The sequence below is a fragment of the Affinundibacterium danionis genome (assembly GCF_042432465.1).
GTDB classification, from domain to species: domain Bacteria; phylum Pseudomonadota; class Gammaproteobacteria; order Burkholderiales; family Burkholderiaceae_D; genus Undibacterium; species Undibacterium danionis.
The window spans coordinates 324,256-336,430 of sequence record NZ_JBHLXJ010000007.1; the positions used below are offsets into that span (position 1 = coordinate 324,256).

Annotated in this window: 10 protein-coding genes; 1 reads left to right on the forward strand and 9 read right to left on the reverse strand. The window is 45.3% G+C overall.

From position 1 onward, the window contains the following. Positions 1 to 4: 4 nt before the first annotated feature. The 5 genes from hprK to ilvA form a co-directional block, all read right to left on the reverse strand. Complete coding sequence (hprK, locus tag ACFFJH_RS07130) at positions 5 to 949, reverse strand: HPr(Ser) kinase/phosphatase (RefSeq protein WP_390211265.1); 945 nt, start codon at positions 947 to 949, stop codon at positions 5 to 7. A 184-nt stretch (positions 950 to 1,133) separates the two neighbouring features. Further along, complete coding sequence (locus tag ACFFJH_RS07135; protein ID WP_390211266.1) at positions 1,134 to 1,598, reverse strand: PTS sugar transporter subunit IIA; 465 nt, start codon at positions 1,596 to 1,598, stop codon at positions 1,134 to 1,136. 220 nt (positions 1,599 to 1,818) lie between these two features. Further along, positions 1,819 to 4,446 carry a sensor domain-containing phosphodiesterase gene (locus ACFFJH_RS07140; protein WP_390211267.1) on the reverse strand — a complete coding sequence of 876 codons (2,628 nt, stop codon included), beginning with the start codon at positions 4,444 to 4,446 and terminating at the stop codon, positions 1,819 to 1,821. A 262-nt stretch (positions 4,447 to 4,708) separates the two neighbouring features. Further along, positions 4,709 to 5,569 (reverse strand): NADPH-dependent 7-cyano-7-deazaguanine reductase QueF, encoded by an 861-nt coding sequence (gene queF / locus ACFFJH_RS07145; protein ID WP_390211268.1) that lies wholly within the window; start codon positions 5,567 to 5,569, stop codon positions 4,709 to 4,711. 223 nt (positions 5,570 to 5,792) lie between these two features. Then, a complete protein-coding gene (ilvA, locus tag ACFFJH_RS07150; protein ID WP_390211269.1) occupies positions 5,793 to 7,328 on the reverse strand; it encodes a threonine ammonia-lyase, biosynthetic in 1,536 nt (511 codons plus the stop codon). 259 nt (positions 7,329 to 7,587) lie between these two features. Between ilvA and ACFFJH_RS07155 the strand changes: the two genes are divergently transcribed. Continuing rightward, entirely contained in the window at positions 7,588 to 8,079 is a 492-nt protein-coding gene (locus ACFFJH_RS07155; RefSeq protein WP_390211270.1) for a YqaA family protein, read from the forward strand. A 248-nt stretch (positions 8,080 to 8,327) separates the two neighbouring features. Here the strand turns inward: ACFFJH_RS07155 and ACFFJH_RS07160 are convergent, their stop codons facing one another. The 4 genes from ACFFJH_RS07160 to ACFFJH_RS07175 all read right to left on the reverse strand — a co-directional run bounded on the left by ACFFJH_RS07160 (position 8,328) and on the right by ACFFJH_RS07175 (position 12,053). Continuing rightward, a complete protein-coding gene (locus ACFFJH_RS07160) occupies positions 8,328 to 9,446 on the reverse strand; it encodes an SEL1-like repeat protein (protein WP_390211273.1) in 1,119 nt (372 codons plus the stop codon). Positions 9,447 to 9,537: 91 nt separating this feature from the next. Continuing rightward, complete coding sequence (locus ACFFJH_RS07165) at positions 9,538 to 10,512, reverse strand: CE1 family esterase (RefSeq protein WP_390211274.1); 975 nt, start codon at positions 10,510 to 10,512, stop codon at positions 9,538 to 9,540. Between the two features lie 60 nt (positions 10,513 to 10,572). Beyond that, positions 10,573 to 10,989, reverse strand: a complete 417-nt coding sequence (locus ACFFJH_RS07170; RefSeq protein ID WP_390211275.1) for a hypothetical protein — start codon at positions 10,987 to 10,989, stop codon at positions 10,573 to 10,575. A 44-nt stretch (positions 10,990 to 11,033) separates the two neighbouring features. Further along, positions 11,034 to 12,053, reverse strand: a complete 1,020-nt coding sequence (locus ACFFJH_RS07175; RefSeq protein ID WP_390211277.1) for a tetratricopeptide repeat protein — start codon at positions 12,051 to 12,053, stop codon at positions 11,034 to 11,036. Positions 12,054 to 12,175 lie beyond the last annotated feature (122 nt).

Below are 12,175 nucleotides of genomic sequence, written 5' to 3' on the forward strand. Positions count from 1 at the left end.
TACTTTATCCCAGCGTTTCGTCCATTGCACGGCGTTGCCTGTCCATGAATTCTTCTAGAGTATTAATGCCACGCAATTGCAGTATGGTATTGCGCACTGCAGCTTCTAACAGCACCGCGATATTGCGGCCTGCGGCAACCGGAATAACTACTTTCTTGATTTGTAAGCCAAGCACATCTTCAGTTTGAGAATCAATCGGTAGACGCTCATAGTTTTCTTCCAAGGTGCTACGACGAACCAGATGAACAATCAATTTTAAACGCATCTTACGACGCACCGAGGTCTCACCAAAAATGGCTTTGATATCTAGCAAACCTAGACCGCGCACCTCTAATAAATTTTGCAGGATAGGAGGGCAGCGACCTTCTATCATATTTGGAGCTATGCGCGAAAACTCGACGGCATCGTCGGCCACAAGGCCGTGGCTGCGTGAAATTAATTCCAAACCTAACTCACTCTTGCCTAGACCAGATTCACCGGTAATCAAAACGCCGACACCTAATACATCCATAAATACGCCGTGCATAGTGACTTGCGGCGCCAGCTTTTTAGAAAGATAGACGCGCAAATAATCAATAACCTGGGCTGCGGGTAAGGGGGTCGAAAACAAGGGGATATTATTGTCGTCACAGACATTTAAAAATGTCTGTGGCGATTCTAAACCTTGCGCTACGATTAGCGCCGGCGGTTGGCCAGCTACTAATTCTTTAATCAGATTGGCGCGCGATCCAGGCGACAAGCGGTGGAAATAATCGATTTCTTGATGGCCGAGAACTTGTATACGGCCAGGGTGGATTAAGTTCAAGTGACCGACTTGATCAGACGACGCTGTGGCATCATCGGTAATCTGTTTGTCGCCGCCAGAAAAACCAGCGAACCAGCCCAGTTGTAGTGTATCGCGATTGTCGTCAAAGATTTTTTGTATGGTTAATTCTGTCGTTAGTGGCATAAGGCTTACTCGGCTTCATCAAACAAACGTCAAACGTCAAACGTCAAACTTCAAATATCGATCTTGAGAAAATCGCTAGGAAAAATTACCGAGCGTGTCGCAGAGGATTGATTCAATTCAGCTGCAACTAGTGTGCATCGCGCTTAAGTTCATCTAATTAGATGATTAAATTATAGCTACTTAGTTATAGCGATTTTGGTTCCCAAGTAATAATGCGCTTGTAGACTAAACTCGCATCTTGTTCGGTTTGCAGGGCATCGCGGAAGGCGTCATCTGAGAGCATCTCGGCGATTTCTGACAAAATTTCTAAATGCTGTTGTGTCACATTATCGGGCATTAAGAGAAAGATCAAGACTTTGACCGGCAATCCATCTGGCGATTCGAATGGAATAGCATCTTGTAAGCGAACAAACGCTGCGATAGGATTTTTTAAGCCCTTGATACGACCATGTGGCACCGCCACGCCATGCCCTAAACCGGTAGAACCAAGGCGTTCGCGGGCAAATAAATTATCGGACACGGTAGAACGGGCGATACTGCAATTATTTTCGAAAAGCAGGCCAGCTTGTTCAAAAGCGCGTTTTTTGCTGGAGACATCCAAGTCCAATAAGACATTCTCAAGGGGAAGAATTTTTGCGATATTCGTCATGTTACTTAATGTGAGCCTATTGCAAGTTGACCACCTGTTATATTTTGCCAATGTACTGTGCGAAATTGCCTAGATGATGCTACCGTGTAAGCTTGGCTAATTGGGCGGTAAGATAAGACCGCGATTATAGGCTTCTTTTAAGCGCGAAGCGAATTTCCTTCCGAATTTTGTTAGCGGTACTTTTAGTTGTCCTTTTTACTTTAAATCAGCCTAGATGAGCTTAAAGTCGGGTGATACTATGCTGACGCAATAGTGCAGAAAAACTATCAACTGAAACAGGGCGACTGAAATAAAATCCCTGTATCTCATCGCAACCGGCTTCTTTTAAAAATTCCATCTGCTCCAGATTCTCAACTCCTTCAGCTGTAACACTCATACCTAAGGCGCTAGACATCGCAATAATCGCCTTAGTGAGTACGACAGAATCTTGATTTTCAGGAATTTCGCGGATAAATGAACGATCGATTTTTAGATTATCGATAGGGAAACGTTGTAGGTAAGATAAAGACGAAAATCCAGTGCCGAAATCATCGAGCGATATGCTAATACCTAGCGTTTTGATGGCATCAAATACCGAACTCAGATGCTCAGCTTCGACCATCAGCAAGCCTTCGGTAATTTCTAATTGCAATGCATGAGCTGGTAAGCCACTTTGCAGTAAAACTTCCAAAATAAACTGTGGCAATTTGGGGTCTTGAAATTGACGTGGTGAGATATTGACACTGATTTTGAAATCTATCTTATATGTTTGACGCCATTGTTGTGCTTGCTCGCAGGCTTTGGTAAGTACCCAACGACCAATCGGGACAATCAGGCCAATTTCTTCGGCAAAGGGGATAAATTCATTCGGCGCGACCAGACCTATGTCCGGCATTTGCCAACGTATTAAGGCTTCCGCACCGATGATGCTGCCATCGACCAAGCTGACTTTAGGTTGATAATATAAGAGGAACTCATCATCCACTAAGGCGCGTCGTAGATTGCGCTCTAAGGTGTAGCGGTGTTGAGCTCGTATCATCAAGTCGGAAGTAAAAAATTGGTAGTTGTTACGCCCAAGTTCCTTGGCTAGATACATAGCAGAATCAGCACAACGTAGTAAGGTAGGTCCATCTGTGCCATCGTGTGGAAATACACTGATACCAATCGAGGTCCCTAAGTGATACTGATGCTGTTCGATCACAAAGGGTTCGCTCATCTTGATCAAGATGCGATCGGCTAATTCCTTTAGATGCTGGGCCGTCGCAAATTCTTCGACCACAATCACAAACTCGTCACCACCAAGGCGCGCCAGCATATCCGTCGCGCGTATGCATGAAGAGAGTCGTTTCGCCACATCACATAACAAGCCATCACCCGCGGCATGACCTGCGGTATCGTTGACGTTTTTGAAGTGGTCGAGATCCAGAAATATCACTGCGACTTTTTGTTCATCGGCATGTGACAGCGCATATTCCAGTCGTTGATGTAACTGATGGCGATTGGGCAATCCCGTTAATGCGTCGTGTGTTGCGATATATTGCAATTGACGTTCTGTTTCGCGTACTTCGGTAGTGTCGGTGAAGGAAATTAACACCGCTTCAGTTTTGTTATTGCGTGAGGAATTGATCGGTTGTGCATTGACTAACAGCCATACTATAGTTTGATCAATTAGCTCTAAACCAAGAGACAAACTAGTGATGGGCTCACCATTTTTCAGTACGAGTGATGCGGGATCTTCCCCAATTTTTATCTCACTGCTATCTTCTCGAAAAATTCGTTTGAAGTAGCGGTGGCGCCGCCCCATGCTTTCAATGTCTGTTATTTTTAAAATTTGTCGAGCGCTTGGATTGCAGGTCAAGATCTTACCGCCAGGCGCGATGACCATAATGCCTTCGGTCAAGTTGTTCACCACCGAGCGATAACGATCCTCGCTGGTGGCCAAACTTTGTTCCATATTTTTCTTGTCGATGGCCAGCGCGATGACATGCATAGCGTCCATGATCAAGGTTTGTTCATCGTCACTCGGGTGACGATGGGTTCGGTGATAAATATCGACCGTGCCTAGTAAGGTATTGAATGCTGTTTTGATCGGCACCGACCAGCAAGAGCGAAAACCGTAACGGGTTGGTGTTTGCTTATTCTGAAACCAGAGTTCGCTGGCAGCGATGTCTTCCACGATTTTGATATTGCCCGTTTGTATGGCAACACCACAGGACCAACTGCCCAAACCTATTTCCAAATGGTCGATCTCATTCAGAAATTCGGCTTCCATTGAGGGGGCTGCCGCTAGCTTTAATTTTTCTGTGTCGCTGTCATACAGCATAATCGCGCAAATCGAGCCATTGTCGAGCAAGCGCTCCATACGATCGCAAACATCTTGCAAGATTTGTGTCAGCGGATTGTCTAATGCAATCATCTCGAGAATTTCTTTCTCGTGATGTAATGCTTCATGATTTAAACCATTGCTCGCCAAGCCTGCACTGAAGGTTTGTAGTTGGAAGGTTTTGGCAATTGGCTGGGTTTGCAAGTCACGCAAACGTAAGACATAGGCGGTTTGGCGTTGTAGGGGAAAGCTATGCAGACGGACTTCGACTTCTAGGGATTGACCATCGCGAGTTTGTAGCTCACAAAATTCGGCAATCGCGTTGGGTAATATGCTACTCCCTGATTGCAAATGTGTTTTGAGTTTATTTGCCTGTTTGAATAGCAAAAAGCTACTCCAACGCATTCCTGCAATTTCATTGAGATTTTTTGCACGTATTAATTTAATTGCTAATGGGTTGGCATGAACTATCGTTCCCTCGATTAAAACGATGATAGCGTCTTGTGCATGTTGTTCCAGCAGCGATTGCCAATTCTGAAGATACATAGATACGTGGTCAGTACAAAGTGCCTAATTAAATAGTCGGTAAGCTTAGCAAATTCACCAAGTTATGACCGCAGCGAATTTATGAAAAAAACAAGTAAATGTACTCTAAGCAGTAGTGATCAGCAAGTATAAACATCTTTTTTAGTGAAAGAAAATTTACAAAAAAATGTGTCGTATGCGAAACAGCAAAACAAGCTGAACTTGACTTTTATCAGATAAAACACAAAAAAATACTGATTTTTCGTTGTACTTTCTATCGCACTTATTGTCGGGCATTACGCAAGTTGGAAGGCATTTTCCCCGTAGAAAAATTACTACGCCAAGGATTGATATCTAATCCTCCACGACGCGTGTAACGAGCGTATACAGAAAGTTTTTGCGGTTTGCAGTGTTGCATGATGTCGCAAAAAATACGCTCTACGCATTGCTCATGAAATTCATTGTGATTTCTAAAGCCAATCAGGTAACGCAATAAGGCTTCTTGATCGATAGGTGCACCGACGTATTGAATTTGTACGCTAGCCCAGTCAGGTTGGCCGGTGACTAAACAATTCGATTTCAGCAAATGCGACACTAAGCTTTCCTCAATCGCTGCTTGGCTGTGATCCGCACTTAAGATTTCAGGGATAGGCGAATAGTGATCGACTTCGATATCCAAACGATCTAATAGCAAACCATCTAATTCATGAAATTCGGCTTTTCCAAATTGCTCTTGTGGTGTGAGAGTAATTTGCACGGGCGCGCCGAATCCATTCGAGAGATCTGTTTGCAGCAAACTCAGTAGTGCATCCGTACCCGCCAATTTGGTTTGATTAAATGAGTTCAAATACAGTTTGAAGGATTTTGATTCAATGATATTTGGCGAGTCGGCAGGGGCAAAGACGCTGAGTATCGCCACCTGCGGCTTGCCACGTAAATTCAACCAAGAGACTTCGTAAGCATTCCAAAAATCCATCCCGAAAAAAGGTAGATTGACTGCCATGCCATCGACAATTTTTAGACCAATTTCAGCACGCTTTTCGGCACGAGGAATTGGAAAAATTAAGCTAGGATCATAGTGCGTTTGATACGCCGATGTTTTGCCGAGTTGCGATTGTTCTGGTGAATTATTGGAAGTGCTCATAGTGCGTATTTCTATCAAAAATTAGATCTGGATGCTTAACATTAATCTCAAATTCAATATCACTAAGTCAAAGTATTCATGTAGGGCGGGTGCAACCCGCGCTATTCAGTTGATTGATGGTCTGGCGGCGCGGGTTACACCCGCCCTACATTTTTAAACTTAGTGAGTGATACGTCATAAGTGATAAGTGATAAGTGAAAAGACATTCCCAGCGTCATAGTTTTTATCCTAGGAAAAGTTTATAAACAGGATTTTCGCTTTCATCCCAATAGCGATATCCTAGGCCATTCAAAAATTCTTTAAATGCTTTCATCTCTTTTTTCGGTACCTGTAAACCGACTAAAGTACGACCGTAGTCGGCGCCGTGATTGCGGTAGTGGAACAAGCTGATATTCCAATTCGGTGCCATGCTGTTTAAGAAGCGCATTAGGGCGCCAGGACGTTCTGGAAATTCAAAGCGATATAACAGCTCGTTTTCAGCTAATTCACTCTTGCCACCGACCAAATGACGGATGTGAAGTTTGGCCAATTCATCATCGGTTAAATCCAAAGTCGGGAAGCCGTGCTTGATAAAATTCTTGGCGATTTTGCTGGATTCTTCGCGATTGGTAACTTGAACACCAACGAAAATATGCGCTTCTTTTTTATCGCTGATACGGTAGTTAAACTCTGTCACGTTGCGTGGGCCAACTAGTTCGCAGAAGCGTTTAAAGCTACCTTGGATTTCTGGGATGGTGACGGCAAACACCGCTTCGCGTGCTTCACCGACCTCAGCGCGTTCCGCGACAAAACGTAGGCGGTCGAAATTCATATTCGCACCGCAAGCGATGGTCACCATGGTTTCATTTTTTAGCGGCTTTTTATTTGCTTTGGCGCGTTCAATATACGCTTTGCAGCCTGCGACAGCCAAGGCACCAGCGGGTTCCAAAATCGATCGTGTGTCTTGGAATACATCTTTAATCGCAGCGCAAACTTCGTCCGTGTCGACTAAGATCACTTCATCCACATACTGCTTCGCGAGACGGAATGTTTCTTCTCCAACTAACTTGACTGCAGTACCGTCGGAGAATAAACCAACATCATTGAGTGTCACTCGTTTGCCAGCTTTCAGGCTGCGATACATGCCATCGGAATCCACGGTTTGCACACCGATAATTTTGATGTCAGGGCGCACCGCTTTAATATAAGCAGAAACACCAGCAATTAAACCACCACCACCGATGGCGACAAAAATCGCGTGGATAGGGCCTGCATGTTGACGCAAAATTTCCATACCGACCGTGCCTTGACCCGCAATCACGTCCGGATCATCAAACGGATGCACGAAAGTGAGTTTGCGTTTTTTTTCTAAGGTCAAAGCATGATCGTAGGCATCACTATACGATTCACCTTGCAACACGATCTCGACGGCATCGCCACCATGTGCGCGCACCGCATCAATTTTGACTGGTGGTGTGGTGGTTGGCATCACAATCACTGCTTTACAGCCAACGCGCCTCGCGCTTAATGCCACACCTTGTGCATGATTACCAGCCGAAGCGCAAATCACGCCACGCTTGAGTTGTGTTGAAGATAAGTGCGCAATCTTATTGTAAGCACCACGTAGTTTGAAACTGAAGACACTTTGCATGTCTTCGCGTTTAAAGTGAATTTGGTTGTCCATACGCTTCGAAAGCGTGGGTGCCAATTCCAGCGGAGTTTCAAATGCCACGTCATAGACGCGGGCAGTTAGGATTTTTTTCAGATAATCGGTAGCCATGGATGAATTCTATTTTCAAAAACGAGAGTCAAATGTCAAATTCGGACATCATGCAACACCGCTTTTTTAGCGGGTGTAGCGATACTGTATTGATAAGCGCAGTATCGACCTTGTCGCCAGCGCGATGGCACCGGCTATCAACTTATTTCTGCCTGCGGACAAGGGTAGTGCCCGACACCGGCGTTGAAATAAGCGCAAATTATTTAAGTCCTGTTCGAATCATTATAATGTATCCCTCCTCATCCTTAATGAAAAAGCCATGATAGAAGCGGCTATTGCTTGGTTGTTTAGTGTTTTCGCTATTTCAAAAATCGGTTTGACGGCAGTTTTTGTGATTAGCTTTGTTTCGGCAACTTTATTGCCGATGGGCTCTGAGCCAGCGGTATTCGCCATGATCAAAGCTAATCCAGAATTGTTCTGGTTGACCATCTTCGTCGCCACCGTAGGAAATACTTTAGGCGGCATGCTGAATTATTTTATCGGCTATGAAGCAAAGCAGACCTTCGCCAAAGAACGAAAAAGTCCCTGGTTTGGCTGGTTGGAGCGCTACGGTGCAAAGACCATGTTACTCGCGTGGCTGCCTATTATTGGCGATCCGATTTGCGCCGTGGGTGGTTGGCTAAAACTGCCCGCCTTGCCATGTATGTTGTATATGGCAATCGGCAAATTTTTACGTTATCTCGTTATGACCTATTTGCTCCTGAGTGTTCCAGAAGGATTTTGGCATGGCATTGCTTCTTGGTTGGGCTAGGTTTCATGTGGGCTTGGGTTATGGGGTTTTGCGTCTGCACTTTTTGATAGAGACCTCCGTAAAACCGACTCCGTGACCGAAATTTGAATCTATGATGCCCATTATGTGTTAGCACAGGTGCGCTTCCCGATCCAAATTTCGATAGCTCAAATATAGATGCGTGGAGAAATAATCATAAAAGATTCTAAATATTTATGGTGCATCTTTACGAACATAAATAAAGAAAAAGATACATCAACATCACCGATTTAATTCACCTTTTTCGAGTTACTCAGCAAAACCTGTGCTTCAGCGCGCTGTTTTTTTGTGATGAGTTTCTCGGCGATGGCGAGGCTTTCTATCGCTTGGGCATCATTTTTTTCGGCAGCTAAAGTAAACCAAAAATAGGCTTTAACGATATCCGACTTGACACCTTCGCCACGCGCATACATAGTTGCTAAATTCGTTTGTGACGGTGGGTAGCCTGCGTTGGCCGCGCGACTAAATAGATCAAACGCTTGTGGTAAATCTTTTTGTCCAGCACGACCATCTAGGTAGATTGCTGCTAGGCGGTGCATGGAAACCACACTGCCTTGTTGAAGCGCTCTACGATGCCAAAGGATGGCCTGCGAGATATTTTTATTCACACCTCGTCCCAATTCATAGAAGCTAGCAAGATTGCTCTGTGCGTCAATGAAGCCTTGGTCTGCGCTTTTGCTAAACCAATTGAATGCTTGCGTATCGTCTTTGGCAAAGCCAATACCATCAGCATAGAAGTTGCCAAGATTATTTTGTGCTTTGGCTTCACCTTGCTGGGCCGCCTTGGATGCCCATATGGCCGCTTGTTCTAAATTCTTTTCTACACCTTTGCCGTTGATGTAGAAAGTACTGAGATTGTGTTGCGCGGCCGCTAATCCTTGCTCCGCCGCTTTACGTGTCCAATACAAGGCTTTAGCGATATCAATTTCGGTGCCTAGTCCATTCTCATACATTTGTCCGAGGTTCGATTGCGCTGACGCCAAGCCTTTCTCGGCATCTTTGAGGTAATAGCTTAGGGCCTTGGCAAGATCGACAGCAACGCCATAGCCATTGGCGTAATGCAAACCAATATTGTAGTTCGCAGTTAATAGCCCATTGTCTGCTGCTTTAGTAAACCAGTACAAACTTTGCTGAAAGTCTTTTGGCCGCCCTAAGCCATTGAAATACATCAACGCCATGCGATGTTGCGCGATGCTATCTCCTGCTTCTGCGAACGGTTGATAAAGCTGGAGCGCAGTGCCGTAGTCCTTTTTGTTAAACGCCATTTGGGCATCGCCAATGGTTTGCGCTTGGATCGGTTCGGCAAGGCTCAGGTGAAGTGCTGTCATCATAAGAATAGTTTTAAACATGAAAGTTCTCAAAGAATGTTGTGAATGTTGTGTGTGTGTTGTGAATGTTGAATAGCGCAACCTATAATTCATATTCCTACATCAAATTGGTCTATTCGCTTTGTCGTGAAAAGAAATCCCAAATCAATGCTGGTCCGTTGGGTGTCATGGGTGAAGGGCCAAGTAAGCGTGGGCGTTTCCAGTAGGCTTGCGGCATGCCGTGGCCACCACCGGCGATGGTCACGAGTTCCACTTCTTTTTTGCCTTCGCTTGTTCTGTCACTTCGCCAAAGTGCGCGCTCGACATTGGATTTTTCGTCGTTACTAATTAAAGGCGCATCACCAATTTGATGGAGATTGGCGAAAAACCGTGCAGACTCTCGCGACGATTTGAGTATGCCGCCTTTGTAGAACAGACCGAACAGACTGGTTTCACCTCCGTCATAGTGAACGATAGGATCTTCAGTACCATTCATCAGCATGACCGATGTGCTTGATCCGGTAGTAGCGCATTTAAAATTATCCGCCACGGGCAAATTCGCCGAGACCGCCGCCACCGCGCGAAAGTGCGTGGGGGCTTCTACCGCTAAGCGCAAGGACATAAAGCCACCCGATGACACGCCCGTTGCAAAAACGCGTTTGGGGTCGAAGCCGTTTTCTGCAATCAGTTTATCGGTGAGCAAGGTCAACAATTTAACGTGGTCTAGTTCGCGTCCATCAACTTTAAAATCGCCCACTTTGCTACAGTCGTTCCAATCAAAAGAACTGGCGCTAGGGTAAACCACGCCGAAACCATACTGATCCGCAAGACGGTCAAAGCCGTAACCCGTCTCTAAGCGAATCTGCGATCCATTTTGCCCCGAACCATGCATGACGATGACTAAGGGCGCAGCTTTGCGCATGCCCTTCGGCAGGTAAGTGCGGTAAGTGTATTGTTTGCCGTCGACTTCAATCGTGCTCTTGGTGAAGATGCCAGACAAGGGCGGTATTTCTGGATCGGGCGTGTAGAGAAACCAAACAAACAAGCCACCTGCAAGCGCGACCAAACCGAGTAACGCATACGAACTTTTTAGTAGAATTTTTTTCATGATTTAGCTTTTGTATAGGTAGACTGCTGGTGATGACTCAGTGGCTGTCCCGATTTATGGCTATGCTTTGCGCCATTGATCACCTTGTTTTTTTAGATAGTGACGATAAACATAAGACCAAGGAATCGCGGCATACACGAGTATGACTGCCCCAATTGCAAACACATTCGGCAGTAATTTGTCATCGAGTGTTCCATTCAACCAGAGTGGTAATGGTACGGCAATTAACCAAATTGTCTTCCACAATAATTCCCACATCAGCACAGGTAAGAGTTGTAAAGGATAACGAATACCTAGCACACATAGTAACCAAAATGCCGCCATCATAGTCGTTTCTACCCCGCGAAAAAATTCCCATGCTGAGAACGGTTTTTTAGAGGCGAATACGCCTGGCCATAAGCTTAGCGCCAGCCCGACAACGACCAACAAGTACATCGCGCGTAATACATAAAGGCGAGTGAGAGAGACTTCATTCATGATTTTTCCTAGTGTTTTGTTTTCGTAGATTGTTGGAACGGAGTTCACTTCAGCAGCTTTAACTGCTCTTCTGCGTCTGCGCGAGTTTTTGCGCTTACGGCGGGGGTGTAGGCTAGAGTTTTTTCAAAGAAAGAAATGGCTTTGGTTTTATCGCCCAAGGCTTGCCAAGTTTTACCGAGTCGATAAAGCACGGCGCCAGTGTTCTCCATACTTAAGGATTTCTCTAAATGAGGCAGCGCTTCTTTTGCTTTGCCTTGCTCTTGTAATGATCTGCCAAGTCCGAGGTGCGCGACTGCGGAATCAGGAAAGCGTTGAATGACTTCACGAAACATCTTTTCCGCATCCAGAAATTTTTTCTCTTTGACGAAGGTTTGAGCGATGTCGACGGCAATATCGTTCTGTAATTGTGCGATGACAGGGTTGCCACTACTATTCACCCCTAAAACGCCAGTTTTCGCTTTTTCCAGTTCTTCATCTTTGAGATCAAACTTTGCTTGCAGTAGGCTCGCCGCCGCTGGACTGACTTTCTGTGTTTCTGCAATCACATCTTTCGCTTTTGAATTACTGCCACCCATTAAACTAGGTACTTCCAAATAAAAAGTCATTAAGGAATTGGCCGCAGAGAAATTCTTGGGATCTAGTGCTATGGCTTTTTTGAAAGCGTCGCGTATTTTGCCTAGCGAGCTAATACCCGCCATCATGCCGCCTTTTTCTGCTTTGATGCCTAGCACATTGCCCAGTGCTTCATGGCATTCAGAATTTTTGGGATTGTTGGTAATGCATTGCTCGGCTAGCTTCACGCCTTCATCGAGTTGTGTGACTTTGCCAGTAATTAAAATCAAATCTACTTTGGCGACCAAAGCATCGGCATAGTTGGCATCAGTCGCCAATTTGCTACTAATCGCACGTTCCACTTCGGCATATTTTTTTGCTTTGATGAGGGCGCTGTATTCGTGTGCTTGCGCTGATTTCGTCACTAGCACGGAGCTTAGTAACGGCGCCAATAACAGCGATACCATGGTGGCATGGCGTATGCGAGATGGCGGTGGAGTGAAGGTCGTCATAGTCATTTCCTTGATTGATGAATCGGTGCCTAGTGCTAGAAATGATTGCAAGCTGCGAATTTAAGCTGTGAATTCAAGCTGCAATCGATAATGAAGTATCCGCCGCTAGCCCCTAGGCTTAC

Excerpts from the sequence above, each read along its gene's own strand:
- hprK (WP_390211265.1), bottom strand. The coding sequence starts at position 949 with ATGCCACTAACGACAGAATTAACCATACAAAAAATCTTTGACGACAAT.
- ACFFJH_RS07135 (WP_390211266.1), bottom strand. The coding sequence starts at position 1,598 with ATGACGAATATCGCAAAAATTCTTCCCCTTGAGAATGTCTTATTGGAC.
- ACFFJH_RS07140 (WP_390211267.1), bottom strand. The coding sequence starts at position 4,446 with ATGTATCTTCAGAATTGGCAATCGCTGCTGGAACAACATGCACAAGAC.
- queF (WP_390211268.1), bottom strand. The coding sequence starts at position 5,569 with ATGAGCACTTCCAATAATTCACCAGAACAATCGCAACTCGGCAAAACA.
- ilvA (WP_390211269.1), bottom strand. The coding sequence starts at position 7,328 with ATGGCTACCGATTATCTGAAAAAAATCCTAACTGCCCGCGTCTATGAC.
- ACFFJH_RS07155 (WP_390211270.1), top strand. The coding sequence starts at position 7,588 with ATGATAGAAGCGGCTATTGCTTGGTTGTTTAGTGTTTTCGCTATTTCA.
- ACFFJH_RS07160 (WP_390211273.1), bottom strand. The coding sequence starts at position 9,446 with ATGTTTAAAACTATTCTTATGATGACAGCACTTCACCTGAGCCTTGCC.
- ACFFJH_RS07165 (WP_390211274.1), bottom strand. The coding sequence starts at position 10,512 with ATGAAAAAAATTCTACTAAAAAGTTCGTATGCGTTACTCGGTTTGGTC.
- ACFFJH_RS07170 (WP_390211275.1), bottom strand. The coding sequence starts at position 10,989 with ATGAATGAAGTCTCTCTCACTCGCCTTTATGTATTACGCGCGATGTAC.
- ACFFJH_RS07175 (WP_390211277.1), bottom strand. The coding sequence starts at position 12,053 with ATGACGACCTTCACTCCACCGCCATCTCGCATACGCCATGCCACCATG.